The following is a 20,495-nucleotide window of genomic DNA, read 5'->3' on the forward strand; positions in this document are numbered from 1 at the left end:
TATCTGTCGCAGGCCCTAGAATATCCCCCCACCTCTCACCTTCTGGTTTAGATGTGAGTCAAACCCTGCTTCATGTATTGGGCAATTTCTCGCGCCCTGCGCGAGAAAGCCCTCTCCAGACGCATGTAACGTGCCCTGTAACAGGGTGAAACGTAGCGGAATGTTAAGGAAAACGCCAGATGAAGCCGTTTCGTATCCCCGGGTAACTGGCGCATTCTTCATCTTGATCTTTAGCGTTGCGAGTGTTCGGAAGGCCAATAAGACGACGAGGTAGGAGGTCAAGATGAGATTTCAGGACATATACCGGCGCAAAGTAATTGACTTGGGTCACTGGAGAATATTCGCGCTTCTTGTTGTTTTGGCTGCAACCCCATGTCTGCTGCCCAGGGCGTAAGTGGGCGCATCGTTGGGACAGTAACCGATTCCACTGGCGCAGCCATCGCAAATGCCAGTGTGACCGTCACTAACCAGGACACTGGGATCAGCTCCTCGACAGTGAGCGACTCCCAAGGCAACTACCAGGCAAACAACCTGCCGCCGGGAAACTATCAGATCGCCATTGCAGCACCCGGCATGCAGACGATGATCTCGAAGGGAATCGTGGTGACCGTAGACAACACCACGCCGCTGCCGATTACCCTGCAGGTTGGCACTGCCAACCAGTCCGCCACGGTGACAGCCGCCAACGCACTGATCGACACCACCAGTTCATCTCTGGGAGAAGTCCTCAGCGGACAAGAGGTGAAGACCCTCCCTCTGAACGGGCGCGTTTTTTCTCAACTGGTTCAGACAGTACCCGGATCGGTCGGAGCCGGCTTCGGCAGTGCGCCTGAAGCAGCGGCGGGCGCCGGATCCTTTAGCCCCATCACCGCCAGCGTGAACGGAATGCCTTGGGGTGGCACCACCTACACGCTCGACGGCGTAAACAATATGGAGCTGCTGAACGCCTTCATCAACGTCACTCCGCCACTCGATTCGATATAGGAGATGAAGATCTCCACCAACAACGCCGACATCACCGTGGGCACCTACGGCGGAGCCCAGGTCAACGCCTTCATCAAGTCCGGCACCAATGCCGTTCACGGTTCCGCCTATGAGTTCTTCCGCGATGATGTACTGAACGCGCACAACTGGGGCGCAACCACCAAGGCTCTATACCGCGCCAACGAGTTCGGAGGGTCGCTCGGCGGCCCCATCATCCGGAATAAAGCCTTCTTCTTCCTCGACTATCAGGGGCTCCTGCTTAGCAACGGCATCAACTACATCCTTACCGTGCCAACAGAGTTGATGACGCAAGGCACCTTCCTGAAGAGCCAGTTCCCGAATCCGATCTTCGATCCACAAACGCAGCAGCCATTTCCAACTGTCAGCACGCCGCAGGGAGACGCTTGGCAAATTCCCGCAAACCGTTTCGATCCGGCTTCCGCAAATATGGTTTCCGGAAACACAATCTGGCCGGCGGCAACCGATCAGTCCAGCATCAGCAATAACTACAAGGCCAATACCGTCGAGCCCGACGACAACCACCAGTTCGACGTCAAGGCCGATTATCAGCTCACCGAAAAAGACCGGATCTTCGGTCGCGAATCCTATCAGCGTCGCGACCTGTCAGCGCCGTCGCCAGGTACACCGTTCATCCAAATCGGCGACGTAAACGCGAAGAGCCGCAATCACAATGCGGTTATCGGTTACAACCGCACATTTTCTCCCACCATGCTCAATGAGCTGCGCTTCGGTTTCAATCGCTTCTACACCCAGGATTACGGCAATGATCTGGGCACGAACGAGAATACCGCTCTCGGCATTCCGAACGGCAATGACGCCGCCTTCGGCGCAACCGGCATGGGTAACTTCAGCATCGGCAATATTGCCTCAACCGGCTCGCAGGGCTGGACCAACTCACACCGCATCAGCAACTCCTACGAGATCACCGATAACCTCACCAAAGTATGGGGCGCGCATACATTCACCTTCGGTGAGGATTTCCGCCGCCTGCAGGCATCGCTGACAAATTCCGACGCGAACAAGAACGGCGATTTCACCTACATCTCCGACTACACCAGCAGCTGCACCATGAACCCCAACTGCGTGAACCCCGTCGGCGGCAATCAGTTCGCCAGCTTCCTGCTCGGACTGCCTTCCTACCTCGATCGCGGTTATGTAGCCACCGATCCCGCAACCCGCGCGATTCTGCTAGGCACCTATGCAGGAGACCAATACCGCGTGAAACGCAACTTGACACTCACTCTCGCGCTGCGCTGGGACCTCATCACCCCTGCCGTGGACAAGGATAATCACCAGTCGAACTTCGATCTCGCCAATGGCGTACTCGACTTTGCCACCAGCAGCAACCGCGCGCCTGACGTCAACAACTACTATGGCGGATGGTCGCCCAGAGTCGGCTTTACCTACACACCCGGAAACAGCAACACCACCCTCACAGGCGCCTTTGGCGTCACGCATTTCCCCGGAAACTTCGGAGCCATGGGCGGCTTCCTAGAACGGAACTTCCCGTTCTTCGAAGTCTTCACCAATCCCGCACAGGAGCGGAACATTCCGCTTACGCCATTAAGTGTCACAGGACTGCCGCAATACATCCCAACCCCAACCAACGCGCCGATCGCACCACCGCCCGGCATTTCCGTCAGCTTCATGAACAAGAACATGCAGCCGGACGTCGCCTATGCGTGGAACGCCGGTGTGCAGCAGAAGATCACCGATGCCACGGCTTTCAGTCTGACGTATGTGGGAACGCGCGGCATTCATCTCTTCCGCCGCTACAACATCAACACTCCGCCTCCAGGAGACACGCCGTTTAACTCGCGCCTCCCATACCAGTATTTCGACCCAGCAGGCGATCAGTACGCAACGAACATCGGCTACGCGGGCGCGGACGGATCTTCCATCTACCATGCCCTGCAAGCCGAGATGAGGATCAACTTTACCCGCAGTCTCACCGGGCGCGTGAACTACACGTGGTCGAAAGAGATCGACGACATGAGTGTCTGGTGGCCGCTCGATGATCGCTACAATCGCGGCGAGGGAACAAATCAGGCTCCGAACGTTCCGCAGAACTTCATTGCCGCCCTCGTCTACCAGCTACCCTTTGGACGCGGCCAGCAGTGGGCCTCAAATGCTTCGCGGCCGACGCAACTGTTGCTCGGAGGATGGCAGTTGAGTACCATCACCAAGCTGCAGTCAGGCACGCCCCTTACGTTTAAGGCAGCGTATGACAACCTCGGAAGCGGCGTAACCAATCGCGCCAATGTAACTTGCCCCTCGGTCCGGACCATCGGTTCCGTAGGCGAGTGGTTCGACACAAACTGTTTCACCACGCCCGCGCCGTTCCAACTCGGCAACTCGGGTGCGGGCAAAGTGCACGGACCCGGCTACTACAACTCTGATCTTTCGCTCGCAAAATCGGAAACGATTCACGAGTCGATGAGGGTAACTGTGCAGGTCGATGCCTTCAACCTCACCAACACACCACACTATTCAAATCCGGACACCAATCTCTCAGACTCCAACTTTGGGCAGATCGGTGGAACCAATGGAAACCCAAGACAACTCCAGCTTGGCTTCCACTTCACCTTCTAGAACAGGCATGCGGCGTATGCTGATGAGCAACATGCGCCGTGTCAATCCTGCAAAGAAAGAAAATCTACTCGAAGGATCGCATGTGAACCGGAGGAACTTTGTCCTAAGCGGAGCCGCGACGGCGCTGGCGGCTTTCGCCGATGGGCTGCCCACCCTCAAGTATTCAGCCTCAAAGACAGGCGTGAACCTGATTCCCGAAACACCCAGCGGAGCACCGAACTACTGGTGCACCTGGGCTGTTCAGAACTACATGTACGGGCACCATCTTCAAGAGCTTTCACCGGAGATTCTCGAAGGCGACTCCGATAGCCGGCTCGCGCACAACGCAATGAACGAGCAGGTGCTTCTTGGCAAAGACGGATGGGCTCACGCATTCTTTCCTCGCATCCGCAAAGACCTGTACCTCATGCTCGATGACGGATGGGAGTCCGGCGGTACAGCAACCTTCGAGCTCGATGCAGCGAAGTTTCCATCATTCTCAGGTTCGCCAGCCGAACGCCTTGCAGGCTTGAACAAGGCCATTCAAGCTGCAGACTGGCGCGGAGCCGCTCTGTGGTGCCGCAACACTCCAGGCGGCATCAAAGATGAACGTCTCGAGATGCTAAGTCAGGATGCCGATGTCCGCTACTGGAAAATCGATATCGGCGATCCAGAGTTTCATCTCGTCGATGTGCGCAAGTCAGAGCATACGCAGCTCCAATTCGAGCACGTTCATGGCGAGCCGCCGTTGAATGGTGACTGGCACCGCGATGGAAGATTCGGTACGCAGTTCCGAGGCTCTCGACGTCAGCAGATTCTCGCACATACTGATGTGTACCGTACCTATGACGTAACTTCGATTCTCTCGCTGCCAACGACGCTCGATCGTCTCGCGGAAATGCTCAAAGGCGCCCAGGGGCAGACCAATGTGCACGCGCTTCTCAACGTCGAAGATGAGGTCTACGTTGCCGCCGTCATTGGGTGCACCATGGGCGTTCTTCGCCATCCTCTCGATGGTTTGCGTCCAGGCCCCGACACAGACCTGTTCTTTAATGGACCGCGTAAAGCCAAGCGCCGGATGGACGAAGTGGTCCGTGCTCTGCGCTGGCAGCGCATTGCGCCGCCTTTCGCAGCAGGAAGTGGAAGTATCGAAGTCAGCAATGAAATACTGACAGACAGCTGGACCTTCGAGCGCGGCCAGACATGGGAAACAGATCTGGTCGGCCTGACAACGCATCAGGGAGCGCCAGCATGCATCGCACGCAACATCGCGCTGCCTCGCGTGACATCCAGTGGTGAAAAGCCATTCGTCTTCGTATCGAAGTTTCCCAACGGCGCAGTCGCAGTCGGCATACAGGAGCGGACGCGCCCCGGTCGCGCGTGGTACATGCCCCTAGCGAACGTCGAGCTAAACGTAGGCGACGCACAGGGACCAATCGGCGTCTTCGGCTCTTGCGCAACGCTCAGCCTAATCTTTGACAAGCCGCTAGCAGGCAAGCGGATCCTCGCCCAGGACCTCGCAAGCGATGTAGCGTTGGACGTGACCGATCGTGTTCGCATTGACGGTCAGAGGCTTCAACTTACGGAGGCAAATCTGCGAAGCTTTGGTTTACGTACTGTGTCGAAGGGCGATCTCTCCTCGCCCGGAATCATTTTGGCTCTGCGGTAGGTCGTCTATTTTCAGTATGAGAATGAAGAGTCGATATTTTCTGGCTGCAGTCCTCGTCGCTGCAAGCCATCTGGCAGCGCAACAGCCGGCGTCTTCATCACCGCTCGGATTCACGTCATCGATCCCGTGGCTTACGCAATCCTTCGCATGGGCGAAGAGCCAAGCGCTCATATACAGCCGAGCTGGCTCAAAGACGATGGGCCCGTGGTGCGAAGCTGCTCTTCCCGGACGTAACGCCTTCTGCATGCGCGACGTCTCACACCAGACCGAAGGCGCAGCCGCGCTCGGATTGTCTGCGGCAAACCGAAACATGGTCGGCCTCTTCGCACAATCCGTAGCCAAGTCGCGCGACTGGGCAGCATACTGGGAGATCGACGGCGAAGGTCGTCCTTCCTCAGCCGATTATGTTTCCGACAACGACTTCTGGTTCAATCTGCCCGCAAACTTTGATGTCCTCGACGCATCTGTCCGCATGTGGCGCTGGACCGGAGACGAAACCTATCGCCGCGATCCAGTCTTCCGGCGTTTCTTCCGCATCACTATGAGCGATTACATCCAGTCGTGGCAGCTCACGCCCGATAAGATTCTGACGCGGCCTCGCATTGCCAACCAGCGGCAGACAGAAGGCCGTTTCGTTCATTCGCGCGGCATTCCCAGCTATACCGAAGGCACAAAAGATTTCATCTTCGGCACAGATCTGCTCGCAGCAGAGTATCGAGCGATACGCTCTTTCAACGAGATCGCAAGTGCAAACGACAAAGCGCTCGCGCAAAAGATGCAGCCGGAAGCAGACGCCATCCAGTCCCTGCTAGAGCATGTTGGATGGTCAGAGCAAGGCCACCACTACTTCGGCATCATCCACAAAGACCAAAGAGGATCCGGATCGGGCGACACTCTCGTCTTGTACTTCGGCGCCGCAAAAGATCCGGCCCACATTCGCGGCGCGCTCGACTACATTTCCTCGCCTACATACTGGAAGAAGATCAACATCGAGGAAGAGAGCTATGTTCCTCTTACCCTCTTCCGTTATGGAAGAAACGAAGCCGCCTACCAGACACTCGCAGACATCAGCAGTCCGCAGAACAATCGCCGCGAATACCCCGAGGTTTCCTATGCAGTGATTGCGGCCATCGTCAGCGGAGTCATTGGCCTCTCGCCCGGCCCGATCAGCGGCGACTACGACATCAGCACAATCTCAAGACTGCCAACCGGCCACGATCAAGCCGCGCTCACCAGAGTCTCCATCCTGCAAAACCAGCTCGACGTGACCCACACAGGCACCTCGACGACGCTGCTGAAAAATACTTCCGGCCCGGCACTGAGTTGGCGCGCGGAATTCCCCGGAACTCTCACTGATGTGAAGGTCGATGGAAAGGCGGTCTCTGCAAAGCACTCGACAATTGCAGAGGGCATCGCCATCAGTTGGACGGACGTAACGGTAGCACCTGGTGCCACGGTTGTAGTCACCAAATAAATGGGTAAAGCTTGGGGTATCTGCCGAAATCATCTTTTTAAGTGATTGATTTTAAAAGGAGTCTGGCTCCTCAGGTAGGACTCGAACCTACAACCCTTCGGTTAACAGCCGAATGCTCTGCCATTGAGCTACTGAGGAGTGTCTGGCGGGAATGGCATTTCGCCTAAGTTTTTATATCAAATGCTTTTGGCTGAGTCAAAAGAAGCGGCTTCTCTTCTTGACTTTGGATTCGCAGATTTTCCCTGATTGAATTGCTGCAACACTGTCACATGTCACAGCCTTTGGCTTGGCGCTTTGCTCGCCGATTCGTTTAGTCTGGTTTGTTCGCCAGACCTGAGGAGACTTTACCATGCTGAAGACCGCACCTCGTATTTCCCGCGAGCGCCGCAGCGAAGTTCCTGCTTCTACTGCCACCCTTTATGACCGCTACATGCGGATGCGCGGCAATGTGCCGAATATGTTCCGCACCATGACGAACCGTCCCGAGATTTTCGAAACAATGATCGCCCATTTCGAGGAGGTCCTGAATACGGGCACTCTTGCGGTCAAGCTCAAGGAACTGGTGATTGTGCGGACTTCGCAAATTAACCGCTGCGTGTACTGCTTTGGCTCGCACACGCAAATCGTGCAGAAGCTCGGCTGGTTGTCCAATCAGATCGAGAACCTCGCGGATTTAAGAAGAGCGCGACGATTTTACCGGCGCCGAAAAAGCCGCGCTGCACCTCGCCGAGCAGATGACGCTCGATTCAAATAACGTGTCCGATACTCTGTTTGACGAGCTGCAGTCGCACTATGATGAAGGCGAGATAATCGAGTTGATGGTGGCGATTGGATTGTTCAACTACTTCAACCGGTTCAACAACGCATTGCAGATTGAACCAACTCGCGCCGGTGAAGGCGCGGAGTAGCTGGAGGCACGGGGCCTATATGTTTGCTGCTGAACCAATCGGATATGTAAGTAGCCCTTATAAGGACACTGCTTCGATTCCGAAAGGACTTAACACGAAGCACGATGCTGAAGGAGTGCTGAGAATTCTGCGAGAATTCGAGGCCGGGCTTACAGACATTGAGGGATTCTCGCACCTGTTCGTCATCTGGCAGTTTGACCGCTCGCACGATTTCGAGTTGATGGGGTCGCCTCCCTTCGACGAACGGCCTCATGGAGTGTTCGCGACACGCTCGCCGCGTCGTCCCAATCCAATTGGCCTTACAGTTGTGGAATTACTGCGCCGCGAAAACTCTGACCTGCACGTTCGCGGCGTGGACATGCTGGATGGAACACCCATTCTTGACATCAAGCCGTACATGTCCAGTATTCCCGCAGATAAATTGCGCCGAGGATGGCTGGCGGAAGCCGAGGCGCGCAAAGCGAAAACGGGACGATAGCGAAAGACGCAGCTCACTCAAAAAAGATTGAAACAGAAGCAATCGCCACGCCACTATTCGATGCGTGCCTGAACACCAGCGCCTGAAATCCGCATAGTTCTGGTGAGTAGACAGGTATGGTTCTAATGATCTGCACCGTCAGTCACCTCATTGCGCCACCGGCAGTCATCTGCCGGTGATTTTTTTAATAGAGCAGCACAGCGATGCGGTAGGTGGTGAAGCCTTGGTTTCCAGCTACCTGGTTGCCACATGCGCCTACGGATGCAGCCTTGTATCTGCCGCTGGCGAGTCGCTGTTCCAGCGGGCCGGGCAGACGGTCCAGGTTTGTTCCCTCCCAGCGCATGATGAAAAGCGGATGCGTCCCACTGAGGTCACCTTCGTCGGCGGCGCAGTCCTTGCGGGCCGCAGCGGGCGAGCGGGATGGATCAATACCGCGCTGACTGAGGAGGGCGGCGATTTTTTGCTCGATCTGGTTGGAGGCTAGATTCTGGACGGCGTTGTCGAAGTCGACGACTGCGTACCAGTAGCCGGCGTGCTCGACAACTCCGATGCCAATGTTGGTGAGCCTGGGATCAAGAATGTTGGCGCGGTGTGGCGGCGATTTCATCCACTCCTTCTGTACGCCTTCGGCGCCATTGCCCATGGCGACGTTCTCAGCAATTTCACGGAAATGCGCTCCGGCCTCCGCTGCGCGGGCCTGGAGGTCCGGCTCGCCTGGCAATTGATGAGAGAGAGAATGCTGATCGAACATCTTCTGCGCGTGGGCCTGTGCAGCGGCAGCAAGGGACGGGTCCCAATGCAAAGGTGGCAGACCCTGCTCGATGCGCGCCTGGTTGGTAAGTTCGAGAAGCTTTTGTTGCTGATCATTTGGGAATTGCTGTGCTCGCGTTGCCGTTGCAGTCAGTAGTAAGAGAGAAATGAGGAGACGTACTTGCATGTTGTTGATTGAGATGCCGGGATTGAGATTTGAGTTCCGGCTCCTCGTTTTTCCTATGGCTATTTTGCTGCTGGTGCAGGCTGTGTCTTGTCGGCTGGTTTGTCATTCAAAGTGTAAATAACTTCGCCAGGACGGGTGTAGTGGAGGCGGGCGCGCGCTTCGTGCTCGATGACGTCGGGATCGTTCTGCAGGTGATCGACGTGGTCTTTCATCCGGGCATTCTCATCCTGCAACTGCTGGATCTGCTTTTGTAGTTCCTTGTCTTCTATACGCTTTTGTTCGTATGCAGTGACACCATTCTGTCCGGCGATGACGTGGTATCCAAGAAAAATCGCGAGAGCAACGGCTGCGGCCGTAGCGATGCGGCGGCGCATGCGGTAGAGAAATCCTGCGATGCGGATGAGGGTCGAGTTTTGTGCGAGTTGCTTCACTGCCCTATGTTCACCTTCTCTTCAACTTCGATGCGCGGTGCCAGGAACACGCATGATCGGATTACCGGCAGCTCATTTACTTGTTCATCCTCAGAGCACACAAATTCGCCACTCTGCAATTCAACAAGACTTTGACAGCCTCCTTCACCCTATTCAGTAAATTTTTCTTCCACTTGCCGCGTCAAGTGGAAGTTCTTCTTAATAGAGAAAAGGAACCAATATCGGCAAATTATCTTCAGCTAAAAAGCAGTCACATTGCAAAATACCTGCCCTTCCATCAGCCCGGTTCCGCTACATTTTTAATGGATGAAATGTATGGAACCCTATCGGATTGCGTTCACGACTGTGGCTTCGATGGAAGAGGCGAAACGGATTGCCCGGACACTGTTGGAAGAGAGACTGGCGGCTTGTGTAAATATAGTTGGCGGCCTGGCTTCCATTTATCGATGGAAGGGCGCCATTGAGGAAGCGCAGGAGGTGTTGCTGCTGATCAAGACGCGTGCGGAAAAGCTGGAGGCGCTGGAAGCGGCAGTACGCAGGCTACATTCATATGATGTACCTGAATTTGTGGTTCTAAAGTTGGACGGGGGCTGCGCGGCATATCTGAAATGGATTGATGAATGTCTCGAATAGCACCGAACAAGTTTGTTATCCTCAAGTTTGCCCATGCGTGTGCTTTATGTTGTTTTCGTGTTGAGCATTGTTGCGCTCTCCTGGACGGCTATTGCTGTGGCCCGGCACATTCGCAGGCACGAGGCACAACGGCAGCAGCATCCAGAAATTTTGGAAGAACCGCAGGCCGTTACAAAGTCGGATTCTAAACCTTAGAAGGAGAAGATCAATCTATGGCGCAGACCTCAGCATCATCGGCCGTTGCCTTCAGCGCACGGACAAATGCGGCTACCCGCTGGATCCTTTCCGTTGTTGCCGGGAGCGCGTTGGTTGCTATCTGCGCGCATGTTTCCGTGCCGCTGTTCTTTACTCCCGTGCCCATGACGCTACAGCCCTTTGCCGTACTATTGCTGGGGCTGCTGTTGGAGCCAACAGCTGCATTTGCGGCATTGGTGTTGTATCTGGTGGAAGGCGCGGCCGGACTGCCGGTATTTACGCCGCAAGGGCCAGGAGGCATGCTACAACTGATGGGACTGACAGGCGGATATCTCATGTCGTATCCGTTTGTGGCGGCGATCGTGAGTTTTTCGTATCGCAGGCTTCGCGGAAACCGCTTTGTTTCAGGGCTGGTTGCCGCTGCGGCGGGTGATGCTCTGATTCTGGCGTCGGGTGCCGCATGGATGGCAGTGGCGACCCATCAAAACTATTCCAATGTGCTTTCTCTTTCCGTGTTCCCTTTTCTTCCCGGCGATGCGCTTAAGGTTTGCCTGGCTGCCGCGATTGCCGCGGGCTGGCTGCGGATGCGTAAAATAAAGGAACAAATCAACCGCTGATTTCTCTCATCCTGTACGACTGAAGTAGAAAGGAACCACCCTGCAGTGACTGCATCCGCTTCCTCATCAAAGATTGAATCTGCCGATTCGCATTCGCACCTGCGCGAGATAAAGATCGCACACAGTCCGGACTCCGATGACGCATTTATGTTCTATGGGCTGGCGACGAACAAGATTCGCGTGAACGGCTACAAGTTTACTCATACCCTCTGCGACATCGAGACGCTGAACCAGAAGGCGATGCACGAAGCTTTCTATGACGTAACGGCGATTTCGTTCCACGCCTATCCTTACATTCAGGACAATTACGCGCTGATGGCATGCGGCGGCTCAGTGGGTGAAGGCTACGGACCGATGATCGTGGCGAGCCATAGGCTCTCCTTGAATGCTGTTAAGAAAGTGAAGATCGCCGTACCGGGTAATCTGACAACTGCATATCTGACGCTGAAACTATTTGCTCCCGAAGTCGAGACCGCGGTTGTTTCCTTCGACAAAATTATCCCGGAAGTGCTGGCAGGCAATTTTCAGGCAGGATTGATTATTCACGAGGGTCAGCTCACCTATGGACAGAGCGGTCTGCACAAGATTATCGATCTGGGTCAATGGTGGCGCGAGGAAACAAAACTTCCTCTTCCTCTAGGCGGGAATGCCATACGGCGCTCGCTGGGCAACGATGTGATGTTCAAGGTAACGCAGGCGCTGCGCGACAGCATTCAGCATGGTCTCGATCACCGTGAAGAGGCGCTGTCGTACGCCATGCAATTTGCGCGTGATCTCGATCCAAGTCTCGCCGACAAGTTTGTTGGCATGTACGTAAATGAGCGCACGCTGAACTACGGCGAGGACGGGCGCGAGGCAATTCGTAAACTGCTGGCACTCGGACATGAGCGTGGAATCATTCCCCATCCCGTGAACGTGGACTTCGTCGGCTGAGCTGGACCCCGGACAAACACGCCTTCAACGCCATGATTTTCGGTGTGAGCCTCACGGTTGCTATTAGCTTATTCAACAGTTTCACAAAAAAGAACAGGCGAAAGCTTATTCAGCTTCCGCCCGTTTTGTTTTCCAACAAATCTGCTACTTATCCAGCGCCGAATTAACCTCCGGCAGTGCGGTTGTGCCCTCAATCCCTACCGCTTGCAATGCGTTGGGGTTAAGCCCTAGCACATCAAGGATAGTTGGAGCCACTTGCGAGGTCGTGGTAAATGTCGACACCGACTTGTGCCTGATGGATGGGTTCGATACCAGCAGCATGACATTGGTGTCGTCGTGCGAAAAGCCGCCATGTTCTTCTAGCTTTGCGGCGCTGCCCGTATAGGTAACACCTATGTTCGGTGTGACGATAATGTCGGGCGTGCGTGGGTCGAGGCCAGGCCCAAGTCCTGGCTTGTTGTAGTTGAGTGCAACGCTTGGGCCATAGAAGATCTGGCCCAGTCCGATGGCTGTTGCATTCTGCTCCAACGTTTGGACAGCGCCTTCCACATCTGTGCCCGACTTGAGCCACAGGAGCGAAATATCATCTTCCGTTGGGCCAATACCGTTTGGGTTCGCAGGCGATTCGGAATCAGGCAAAAGGTTCTCGAGCACGGTCGCCGGCGATGTGCCGTTGCCGGTTTTTCCGGGGTGTGCCTTGTAGAGATTGGGATCGATCGGCGACTGTCCATGCTTTGCCGTGATAATGATCAAAGTGTCCTCGAGTTTGCCTGTGTCTTTCAGTGCATTGACCATGTCCCCAATCGCAGCATCGACGTATTCGATCTCGGAGAGCAGCGAGGCCGAAGGCGCGCCTGCAGCATTTAGATAACCCCCTTTAACGCCGGATTCAATCAGCTTTTGTCCGACGCTGACGGCCTGGAAGTTCATGCCGAAAATTGTCGGCATCCTGGCCGCAGCGCCGTTGTGCGTCTTGCCATGGATCTCCCTGACGATAGCATTGACCTTCAAGGAGTCATAGCACTGGATATTTTGAAAACTGTTTGTCCACGCTGTGAGGTCCGAGCTGGGATCGCGCACTGCAGCGCAGGAAATTCCTTCAGATGTGCTGACGCCGGGCAACCCGATGACGTCGGAGTTGATTTCCGGAGCGTAGAAGTCGTCGAGGACTCCGCCCGGGCCTGCAACAGACGAGTAGGCAGGGTGCTTGTCAGACCATGCGGTGTAGCCACCGGCAGCATGGATAACGCCGAAGATGGTGTTTACACGCACGAAGTTCCAGGGATAAACAGGAGCGCAGCCCGCAGCGGGATCGCGCGGGAGACGTTGCGGATCGATGGAGGCGATTCCGCCGTCAGTCAGGCCGGCTCCGGGCGCGCCGCCGTTCACCTTTGTCTGATCACGGTCGATGCCTTCCTCATATTCAGTCGTGGTGCCGGTCGGTAGACCAAAGGGCGTGCAAGGTCCGGCGGCCACACCGTTGCCGGTAGTCTTAGCCGGCGCATCGAGTGAGCGGTCATAGGCCACGTCGTAATAGACACCCATGGTTTTGGGAGTGGCGCCGGTGACGATACTCATCAGCCCCGGGAAAGAATCTGATGGCTTCGAAGTGGACGCCGCAGTGTAGTTGATGGCATTATGCTCAAGGGCTGCGAGATTGGGGCAGTAAGGGTCGCCGCCATTCACGCCATCTATGCCGCGAGAACAATTGAGAAAATCAACGGCGTGCATTCCGTCGATGCTCAGAAGCAGCACATGCTTGATGCGATGCTCGCCATGATAGTCGTCTTCCGCTGCTGAACGCACCGGGGAAAGAAGCGTCGCGGCAATTGCGGCGCTTGCTGCTAACAGCACATAGGGTTTCATTCTAACCTCCATACGCTTGATAGCAGGGAGCAATGCGGCGTTTTGTTAAGAGAAAGTAAATGAGCGGTGAATATGGAGAAACACCAAATGCCAAGCGCCACATTCGCTCGGTGTGAGGCTCTGTAAGGAATCTTTGAACGTCACTGCCCATTAATTTGGGTGAAATGATCCGGATTGCGCTACTCTCATCTTTGGCCACTACTTCCCTTCTCTCAAGGACCATTCGCAGGCAGCCGCTTGCCGTCATTGGTGTAGCACTGCTCATTTTGTTTATCGGAATAGCGCTGTTTGCTCCATTGCTTGCGCCTTATAGTCCCGCGGCGATTGATCTGAATCACCGGCTCATGGCGCCGGGACAGACACACTGGTTCGGCACCGATGAGTTGGGACGTGACACCTTTTCCCGCACGCTGTACGGAGCGCGGTTGTCGCTGCTGGTGTCGAGTTCGGTGGTGGTCTGCTCGCTATCGCTAGGGCTGATCTTCGGCGGCCTGGCAGGGTATTACGGTGGCATCCTCGATACGGCGCTTAACATTTTTTTGATGAATGCGTTTCTTGCGCTGCCTGGAATTTTGCTCGCGATTGCATTTGTCGCCTTTCTTGGACCGGGGCTGATCAATCTGATTCTTGCTCTTTCGATTGGCGGATGGGTGGGCTATGCCCGCCTCGTGCGGGCGCAGGTGCTGGCCGTGCGTGAACGCGAATTTGTGGAAGCCGCGCGGTCGTTGGGAGCGAGTGACTTACGCATCTTCACGCGCCATATTCTGCCGAACATCCTGCAGCCTGTGATTGTGCAGTCGGCCATCGGCATGGCGGGCGCTGTTCTGGCTGAGGGCACGATGAGTTTTCTCGGCTTGGGCGTGCCTCCACCTTCATCGAGCTGGGGGTCGATGTTGAACGATGGACGCCTGTATCTCTTCGACGCCCCTCACATGGTGATCTTTCCGGCGATTGCGTTGATGCTCTGCGTGCTCTCATTCAATTTCATCGGCGATGCGCTGCGCGATTATCTCGACCCGCGCACGCGCATGAGCGTAGGCCTCTAAGGATCCGCACGCATTCGCACGCGTAAACTGCATAAATGCCAGTCCCCATGCTCGCCTGCTCACAACTTGGACGCGTGCTCCCGCCGCCTGCATCGCGCTTCCTGCTTGCCGATGTGAGCCTTGAATTGGCGCGCGGTGAGGTGATCGCTGTCGTCGGCCCCAGCGGCTCAGGCAAGAGCACGCTGCTGCGATTGTTGAACCGGCTCGATGAGCCAACCAATGGGACGGTCTTGTTGAACGGGACGGATGTAAGAACGCTACCACCGCGCGAATTGCGTCGTCGCGTGGGCATCGTCATGCAGCGGGCTTATCTCTTTCCCGGAACTGTTGCAGAGAATGTCATCTTTGGCCCCAGACAGCACGGCCGGATGATTCCATCAACCGAAATTGATGACCTACTCACGCATGTTGGCCTGTCTGGGTTTGCGACGCGCGATGTGCTCACGCTCTCCGGAGGCGAAGCGCAGCGGGTCGCCATCATGCGCGCGCTGGTCAACAATCCAGAAGTTCTGTTGCTCGACGAGCCTACCTCGGCGCTTGACGATGCCGCGCGACTTGGGGTCCAGTCCTTGCTGGAATCGCTGATTCGCGAGCGCCATCTGACCTGTGTGTGGGTGACGCACAGCATCGAGCAGGCCCGTGTAATGGCAGACAAAGTGCTCGCGCTTGAGTCAGGACGAGTAAGCGCCTATGGCTCTGCCGCGGAGGTGCTGCGTGCTTAATCATTTCTTCCATTCGCAGATTGCGCTCGGTATAGCAGAATGCGTGGTGACTGCTCTGCTGGCGCTGGCTGTCATGCTGCTGGCGCGCAGGCGCGCTCCGGGCCTGCTGAAGGAATTGCCGGTTGCCGAGCTTCGCGGCGTAGTCCAGATCGTCCTGGTGGGGGCGGTCCTCGCCTTCATGCTGCGCGGGCCGCAATGGACTTCGCTTCTGGTGCTTGCCGGAATGATGCTTGCCGCTGCAAACATCGTGCGCAAGCGCGCCAAACACATTCCCCGCGCTTATATGCAGGCTTTGATCTCCATCTGCACCGGTGCAGGCATCGTGCTGGCCATTATGATTTTCTTCGGTGTAATTCCACTGACTGTCGCAATGCTCGTGCCGGTCGGGAGCATGGTGATTGCCAACACCATGAACACGCAGTCGCTTTTTCTCGACCGCCTGCGCGGCGAGGTTACATCGCATGTTGGCGAGATTGAATCGGCGCTGGCGCTGGGAGCGAGCGCCGATGCCGCCCTGCTTCCATATCTCAACACCGCGTTTCGCGCCTGTCTGATTCCTTCTATCGACAACATCCGTTCGCTTGGAATTGTCTGGATTCCCGGCATCATGGCGGGCATGGTGCTCTCAGGTGCGTCGCCGCTGTTCGCCGCGCTTTATCAATTTGTCGTGTTGACGATGATCTTTTCATCCTCCGCGCTGGCGTGCTTCGTTTCCAGCCACTTGGCCACGTCAAGAATTTTTACCGCGCAGGAGCAGCTCGTCTTGCGCTGAATTTTAGGTGGGAACCTGCCAGCCAACTCCTGCGTTAGCCATCTTGGTTTGTCCGGTCGATTCGCCGGAAAGCGTCTTTGCCATTTCCGGAAATGCCTTCAGCATCTCGTCAGTTCTCACCCACACGGGCACGTCCATCATCTTGTAGTGATAGGTAACGTGCGATTCCAGCATACCGTTGGCTGCTCTCGTTGGCGGAGTGAAGCTGTCAATGCTTGTAATCTCACGGTGTCCATAGCAGAAACGGCCGCCCGCGCGCTCTCCCGCGGGCGTCAATGAATAAACGTCAACATGAATGCTTTTCTCCTCGGAATGCTTCACCAGTCCGGCGCTCATCAGCGCGTCCATGCGTTGCTTGTCCTGTTTCGCAGTCGGGCCAGGACTAACTTCATAAGGAAAACGCAATGTGCTCGAAAAAAGGCAGTCATTATGGTTGGCATAGTACGAATTCAAGCCGGACATAAAATTTTGCGGGGTTGGTTCTGTCTTTGATGAGCAGCCCGCCGCCAGCGAGACGATGCTGGCGAGCACTAGAAATGCTGTCTTGCTTTTCATTCTTGCTCCTTGCCTTGCACTTCAACTTGCTATTCACACTAAGAAGCATTTGTAACAGAAAGGGCAGTCCACCCCGGCAAAGAAATGCTGTTTGCCCGCGATCCGGAAACTCTCTCTGAAGTTGTTGCCAAAGGACTTTGCAATTGCCCTCCAAGTCAGGGCCTTGTCAGCCTAAAATTGACGGTAATGCGACTTCGACTCCCCCTGCATTTCCGCCCCTCCGTGCTCCCTGTGCTCGCAGCTGCCGTCCTTTTCACCTTCGGCGGACCAAGTCTGGGCGCGCAGGATCAGACCCCGGTCGCCGCCCCGCCAATCGACGAGAACCAGATACTCCGCCATCTCAACAATGTCATCACCTGGTATCGCAAGACCAAGTCGCAAATACAACCGGTTGGCCTGCCTACTGACGCGCTCTATCAGGCGACTGCCAATAAACTCGCAGTCAATGTCGTGACCCTGGCGTTTGCTTCGGCGGAAAAGGCCGCGCCTCTGATTCCCAGCGATACCGAGCAAACGTCGTCAAGTTCGCACCAGAACCTTGTGAAGCTACTCCGGGATACCGCTGCGCATAATGCGCAACTGCAGACTGAGATTAGTCAACTGAACAGCAAGATCGCCATTGCTCGGAGTCGTGACATCCAGGCATTGACCGACCAGAGAGATCGAGCACAGGGTGAACTTGATCTCGGCAACTCGATGCTGAATTCATTGAGCCAACTGACAAGAGCTCCCGAGCAAAAGACCACCAGGACAAAGACTGAATCCGCGAACCAGCCCAATCCAAATGGATTTGAAGCCAGCGTTTCACAGTTGAAGGCTTCATTGCCGGAGATTTTTGATACAAAGAATCAACCTCCTCCGTCACCACCTGCACAGACCGTAGGCAGCCCAACTGGATTGTTTGGCCAACTTCGCCGGATTTATGACCAATCCCTGAGCCTGCGCCAGATCGAGAATCTCCAGCTTGAAACAAACCAGCTACAGGACCTCGTGAACAACATGCGCACGCCGCTGCGCGCTCAACTGCGTGCAACGCTTCAACAGGGGCGTGCATTGTCTGCAACTGCCGACAACCCTCAGGCTGGACAGGCCTTGCCGACAAAGCAGGACTTCGACACCTTGGCGGCAAAGTTCGATCAGGTTGCCGGCATAGAAGTGCCGCTGAGCCAGGAAGTGGCCGCTTTGGACGAAAGCAAGGCAAATCTTGAAGACTGGCGCAACTCCATAAGGCGCGAATACGGCGCGATCCTCCGGAATATCCTGATCCATGTCGGAATCATGGTTGCAGTGCTTGGCTTTCTTCTTCTGATTTCTGACCTGTGGAAACGGGCGACGTTTAGATATGTCTCCGATACGCGACGCAGACGGCAATTTCTGGTGGTTCGCCGCTTTGTCATCGGCTTTCTGATTGTTCTGGTGTTGGTCCTTGGCTTCGTCACGGAATTCAGCGCGCTGGCAACTTTTGCGGGATTCCTCACTGCTGGTGTAGCTGTCGGGTTGCAGACCATCCTTCTTTCAGTAGCTGCGTATTTCTTCCTGATTGGGCGCTCCGGCATTCGGGTTGGCGACCGCATCAGTATCGCAGGGGTCACAGGCGATGTTGTGGATGTCGGTTTTGTGCGGTTCTACATGCTTGAGCTGGCAGGCACCGGTATTGACCTGCAACCGACGGGACGCATCGTGGCCTTTGCTAACGCCGTGCTCTTTCAGCCGACAACGCCTATGTTCAAACAAGCGCCGGGAACGCACTACGCATGGCACGAGATTTCCATTGCGCTCAAGCCTGCAGGCAATCACAAGCTGATTGAAGACACGATGATGCAGGTTGTCCAAAGCGTTTATGAGAAATATCAGCCAGTCCTCGATCGTCAGCAACGCCACATAGAGGAACGCTTTGAGGTGCCGTTTGAGCCGCTCAGACCCAAAGCGCAAATGCAGTTGGTAGACACGGGCCTGGAAGCGGTGGTGCGTTATCCTGTAAGCCTGCGGCACAATGTTCAGGCCGACGATGAGATTACGCGCCGTCTGCTCGAACTGATCGGAAAGAATGAAGAGTTGCAGTCAACAGTGGATGGATTGCCGAGGATTCGTGCAGCCATTCGCGGATAAGGAAGCCGCACATTCTTCTGCCATGACCATCTGAGTTGGCATTACTTCATTCCGCAATACCGTTGGTTTGCGCTTTCACTTTTCCGCTCTTGATGGCTTTTACCAGCGTTGCATGATCGGCTTCCGTCTGATCGCCATAAGCTTCGGCCCAGTCAGCCAGGGCTTCATCGAGGACCTTCGAATTTCCGCAGTAGCCAGCAAGCACTGCCGGTTCGCTGGTGCGGGCGTGAGCGCGCCCTAGAATTGAACCACAGGCCCAGGCGATGAAATAAAACGATTCACCGCTCAACCATTCAATGGGAACACCGCCCTTCATGTTCTTCATCTGCCGCACATAGTATGGGCGTCCGTGAATCGTGGTCCACCCAAGAAAGATGTCGCTCGACGCTTGCAGAGCGCGCTGCCCAATCACAATGCGCTTTCCCTGGTGGTTGAATTCCGAGGTCAAAGTTGGCACATACGGCGCGTGCGCGGGCACAATTGCCTCTTTTATTTGCAGGAACAAGGGGTCCTGATCACAGTTGCCCATCAGCAGCGCAAGATAGGCGCGAGTCCCGACACTGCCCACTCCTACAACCCGATGCCCCACGTCCACGACATGAAAACGGCTGAGCAGGAAGCGCCGTTCCGGGCTCAATGTCTGCGCATAATCTTTCAGCCCTGCAACAACTCCGTCGCGTATCTCTTTTGAAACCGGCGTGAGAATAGGCGGGTCTTCCCTGAGGTGCCAGGTGCCGGTCACATCGCGCACTGCCACCTTGCTCAGCAGTGCCATATTAGTAGAGCTCATGGCTTTATCAACCGACTTCCTAAGAATGGCCTCGGTCTTCGGATCTACTTTGGCCAGCGGGTTCTTTCGCCCCGGATAAGCATGCAGATACCAGACATCGAGCACACCCATGCTTTGCAGGCGATCGAGGTTCCAGCGGTATCCCTGAACACAGCGAAGCACAGCGTCTTTGCGCTCGCGCGCGTTCAAGCCATTCTCGCGGCCTGCGACATTGACGCTCGCCGTCAGACGCTTAAGGTCATATTCCCATGGGCCAATAGTTGTTTCGTCAAAGTCGTTCAAATCAAATACAAGATCGCGTTGCGGCGTGCCGAAAAATCCAAAGTTGTTGATGTGCGCGTCGCCATCCATCACGACAGGAATGCCGCTGATTGGAGTCGTAGAGAGATCGTTGGCCATGACGCAGGCCGATCCTCGCAGAAATCCAAATGGCGAAGCAGCCATGCGTCCCATGCGCAGCGGCACCAGGTGGGCCTGACGCCCGCGGTTGCTCTGGGCAAGAAGATCGAGAGGACTAGGTCTGTTTTTCGGAGGAGTCCATTTCGCGTGCATTTCGCGTGGAATGCGTTTGCGCAGTTCCTGTCCTAGTTCGCGCCTTTGCTGCCAGGGCTCGATAGCCTTGGATAGATCGATCCCAACTTCAGGATTAGGACCACCAAATCGATAGATGCCTATGTGTTCGAATTTCGCTGGGTTTGCCTTCTTACCGTTTGCACTTGCCATCTGTTTTGTATTTGCCACGATCCGGGCCCTCTCGCACTCAGGATTCACAGCAACCAAGACA

Annotated in this window: 19 protein-coding genes and 1 tRNA gene; 14 read left to right on the forward strand and 6 right to left on the reverse strand. The window is 55.6% G+C overall.

Going from position 1 to position 20,495, the window contains the following annotated elements; genetic code table 11:
* The first annotated feature begins 372 nt into the window (after positions 1-372).
* The 4 genes from VEV40_RS15815 to VEV40_RS15830 are packed head-to-tail and all read left to right on the forward strand — an operon-like array spanning position 373 to position 6,719.
* On the forward strand, positions 373-984 hold the full coding sequence (locus VEV40_RS15815) for a carboxypeptidase-like regulatory domain-containing protein (RefSeq protein WP_324833708.1): 612 nt from the start codon (positions 373-375) through the stop codon (positions 982-984).
* A gap of 3 nt (positions 985-987) precedes the next feature.
* Positions 988-3,597 (forward strand): hypothetical protein, encoded by a 2,610-nt coding sequence (locus VEV40_RS15820; protein ID WP_324833710.1) that lies wholly within the window; start codon positions 988-990, stop codon positions 3,595-3,597.
* Positions 3,598-3,619: 22 nt separating this feature from the next.
* Positions 3,620-5,245, forward strand: coding sequence for a hypothetical protein (locus VEV40_RS15825; RefSeq protein WP_324833711.1), 1,626 nt, complete (start codon positions 3,620-3,622; stop codon positions 5,243-5,245).
* A 22-nt stretch (positions 5,246-5,267) separates the two neighbouring features.
* Entirely contained in the window at positions 5,268-6,719 is a 1,452-nt protein-coding gene (locus tag VEV40_RS15830; protein ID WP_324833712.1) for a hypothetical protein, read from the forward strand.
* Positions 6,720-6,782: 63 nt separating this feature from the next.
* Here VEV40_RS15830 and VEV40_RS15835 read toward each other — a convergent pair.
* Positions 6,783-6,857: transfer RNA gene (locus VEV40_RS15835), tRNA-Asn, on the reverse strand.
* A 211-nt stretch (positions 6,858-7,068) separates the two neighbouring features.
* Between VEV40_RS15835 and VEV40_RS15840 the strand changes: the two genes are divergently transcribed.
* From VEV40_RS15840 to tsaA, 3 genes are read left to right on the forward strand one after another with little or no spacing between them, the layout of a single operon-like run.
* Positions 7,069-7,473, forward strand: a complete 405-nt coding sequence (locus VEV40_RS15840; protein WP_324833714.1) for a carboxymuconolactone decarboxylase family protein — start codon at positions 7,069-7,071, stop codon at positions 7,471-7,473.
* A gap of 1 nt (position 7,474) precedes the next feature.
* Positions 7,475-7,627 (forward strand): hypothetical protein, encoded by a 153-nt coding sequence (locus VEV40_RS15845; protein ID WP_324833715.1) that lies wholly within the window; start codon positions 7,475-7,477, stop codon positions 7,625-7,627.
* A 19-nt stretch (positions 7,628-7,646) separates the two neighbouring features.
* Complete coding sequence (gene tsaA, locus VEV40_RS15850) at positions 7,647-8,105, forward strand: tRNA (N6-threonylcarbamoyladenosine(37)-N6)-methyltransferase TrmO (RefSeq protein ID WP_324833716.1); 459 nt, start codon at positions 7,647-7,649, stop codon at positions 8,103-8,105.
* A 184-nt stretch (positions 8,106-8,289) separates the two neighbouring features.
* On the opposite strand, the gene VEV40_RS15855 is transcribed toward tsaA, so the two are convergent.
* Both VEV40_RS15855 and VEV40_RS15860 read right to left on the reverse strand, forming a co-directional pair.
* Positions 8,290-9,042, reverse strand: a complete 753-nt coding sequence (locus VEV40_RS15855; protein WP_324833718.1) for a CAP domain-containing protein — start codon at positions 9,040-9,042, stop codon at positions 8,290-8,292.
* A 59-nt stretch (positions 9,043-9,101) separates the two neighbouring features.
* On the reverse strand, positions 9,102-9,473 hold the full coding sequence (locus tag VEV40_RS15860; RefSeq protein WP_324833719.1) for a septum formation initiator family protein: 372 nt from the start codon (positions 9,471-9,473) through the stop codon (positions 9,102-9,104).
* 315 nt (positions 9,474-9,788) lie between these two features.
* Here VEV40_RS15860 and cutA point away from each other — a divergent pair, with 315 nt between their 5' ends.
* The 3 genes from cutA to VEV40_RS15875 all read left to right on the forward strand — a co-directional run bounded on the left by cutA (position 9,789) and on the right by VEV40_RS15875 (position 11,851).
* Positions 9,789-10,106 carry a divalent-cation tolerance protein CutA gene (cutA, locus tag VEV40_RS15865; RefSeq protein ID WP_324833721.1) on the forward strand — a complete coding sequence of 106 codons (318 nt, stop codon included), beginning with the start codon at positions 9,789-9,791 and terminating at the stop codon, positions 10,104-10,106.
* A 212-nt stretch (positions 10,107-10,318) separates the two neighbouring features.
* Complete coding sequence (locus VEV40_RS15870) at positions 10,319-10,918, forward strand: biotin transporter BioY (RefSeq protein WP_324833722.1); 600 nt, start codon at positions 10,319-10,321, stop codon at positions 10,916-10,918.
* A 45-nt stretch (positions 10,919-10,963) separates the two neighbouring features.
* Positions 10,964-11,851, forward strand: coding sequence for a menaquinone biosynthesis family protein (locus tag VEV40_RS15875; RefSeq protein WP_324833723.1), 888 nt, complete (start codon positions 10,964-10,966; stop codon positions 11,849-11,851).
* 144 nt (positions 11,852-11,995) lie between these two features.
* Here the strand turns inward: VEV40_RS15875 and VEV40_RS15880 are convergent, their stop codons facing one another.
* Positions 11,996-13,717 carry an alkaline phosphatase family protein gene (locus VEV40_RS15880; RefSeq protein WP_324833725.1) on the reverse strand — a complete coding sequence of 574 codons (1,722 nt, stop codon included), beginning with the start codon at positions 13,715-13,717 and terminating at the stop codon, positions 11,996-11,998.
* Between the two features lie 164 nt (positions 13,718-13,881).
* On the opposite strand from VEV40_RS15880, the gene VEV40_RS15885 reads away from it, so the two are divergent.
* Genes VEV40_RS15885 through VEV40_RS15895 form a run of 3 tightly spaced genes read left to right on the forward strand, consistent with a single transcriptional unit; the run spans position 13,882 to position 16,257 of the window.
* Complete coding sequence (locus VEV40_RS15885) at positions 13,882-14,763, forward strand: ABC transporter permease (RefSeq protein ID WP_324833726.1); 882 nt, start codon at positions 13,882-13,884, stop codon at positions 14,761-14,763.
* A gap of 35 nt (positions 14,764-14,798) precedes the next feature.
* The gene (locus tag VEV40_RS15890; protein WP_324833727.1) at positions 14,799-15,485 is read left to right on the forward strand and encodes an ABC transporter ATP-binding protein; all 687 of its coding nucleotides are present in this window, start codon (positions 14,799-14,801) and stop codon (positions 15,483-15,485) included.
* Positions 15,478-16,257 (forward strand): ABC transporter permease, encoded by a 780-nt coding sequence (locus VEV40_RS15895; protein WP_324833729.1) that lies wholly within the window; start codon positions 15,478-15,480, stop codon positions 16,255-16,257. The genes VEV40_RS15890 and VEV40_RS15895 overlap by 8 nt, the downstream gene beginning before the upstream one ends.
* 3 nt (positions 16,258-16,260) lie before the next feature.
* Here VEV40_RS15895 and VEV40_RS15900 read toward each other — a convergent pair whose 3' ends face one another.
* Positions 16,261-16,812, reverse strand: coding sequence for a hypothetical protein (locus VEV40_RS15900; RefSeq protein ID WP_324833730.1), 552 nt, complete (start codon positions 16,810-16,812; stop codon positions 16,261-16,263).
* Between the two features lie 186 nt (positions 16,813-16,998).
* Here VEV40_RS15900 and VEV40_RS15905 point away from each other — a divergent pair, with 186 nt between their 5' ends.
* Positions 16,999-18,921 (forward strand): hypothetical protein, encoded by a 1,923-nt coding sequence (locus tag VEV40_RS15905; protein ID WP_324833732.1) that lies wholly within the window; start codon positions 16,999-17,001, stop codon positions 18,919-18,921.
* A gap of 46 nt (positions 18,922-18,967) precedes the next feature.
* On the opposite strand, the gene VEV40_RS15910 is transcribed toward VEV40_RS15905, so the two are convergent.
* Positions 18,968-20,452, reverse strand: a complete 1,485-nt coding sequence (locus VEV40_RS15910) for a DUF2252 domain-containing protein (protein WP_324833733.1) — start codon at positions 20,450-20,452, stop codon at positions 18,968-18,970.
* Between the last annotated feature and the right edge of the window lie 43 nt (positions 20,453-20,495).

This window comes from Alloacidobacterium sp., from assembly GCF_035631355.1.
Lineage (GTDB): Bacteria > Acidobacteriota > Terriglobia > Terriglobales > Acidobacteriaceae > Alloacidobacterium.

Coding starts and splice junctions, on each gene's coding strand:
- VEV40_RS15815 (WP_324833708.1), top strand. CDS start 373: ATGTCTGCTGCCCAGGGCGTAAGTGGGCGCATCGTTGGGACAGTAACC.
- VEV40_RS15820 (WP_324833710.1), top strand. CDS start 988: ATGAAGATCTCCACCAACAACGCCGACATCACCGTGGGCACCTACGGC.
- VEV40_RS15825 (WP_324833711.1), top strand. CDS start 3,620: ATGAGCAACATGCGCCGTGTCAATCCTGCAAAGAAAGAAAATCTACTC.
- VEV40_RS15830 (WP_324833712.1), top strand. CDS start 5,268: ATGAAGAGTCGATATTTTCTGGCTGCAGTCCTCGTCGCTGCAAGCCAT.
- VEV40_RS15840 (WP_324833714.1), top strand. CDS start 7,069: ATGCTGAAGACCGCACCTCGTATTTCCCGCGAGCGCCGCAGCGAAGTT.
- tsaA (WP_324833716.1), top strand. CDS start 7,647: ATGTTTGCTGCTGAACCAATCGGATATGTAAGTAGCCCTTATAAGGAC.
- VEV40_RS15855 (WP_324833718.1), bottom strand. CDS start 9,042: ATGCAAGTACGTCTCCTCATTTCTCTCTTACTACTGACTGCAACGGCA.
- cutA (WP_324833721.1), top strand. CDS start 9,789: ATGGAACCCTATCGGATTGCGTTCACGACTGTGGCTTCGATGGAAGAG.
- VEV40_RS15870 (WP_324833722.1), top strand. CDS start 10,319: ATGGCGCAGACCTCAGCATCATCGGCCGTTGCCTTCAGCGCACGGACA.
- VEV40_RS15880 (WP_324833725.1), bottom strand. CDS start 13,717: ATGAAACCCTATGTGCTGTTAGCAGCAAGCGCCGCAATTGCCGCGACG.
- VEV40_RS15885 (WP_324833726.1), top strand. CDS start 13,882: ATGATCCGGATTGCGCTACTCTCATCTTTGGCCACTACTTCCCTTCTC.
- VEV40_RS15890 (WP_324833727.1), top strand. CDS start 14,799: ATGCCAGTCCCCATGCTCGCCTGCTCACAACTTGGACGCGTGCTCCCG.
- VEV40_RS15900 (WP_324833730.1), bottom strand. CDS start 16,812: ATGAAAAGCAAGACAGCATTTCTAGTGCTCGCCAGCATCGTCTCGCTG.
- VEV40_RS15905 (WP_324833732.1), top strand. CDS start 16,999: ATGCGACTTCGACTCCCCCTGCATTTCCGCCCCTCCGTGCTCCCTGTG.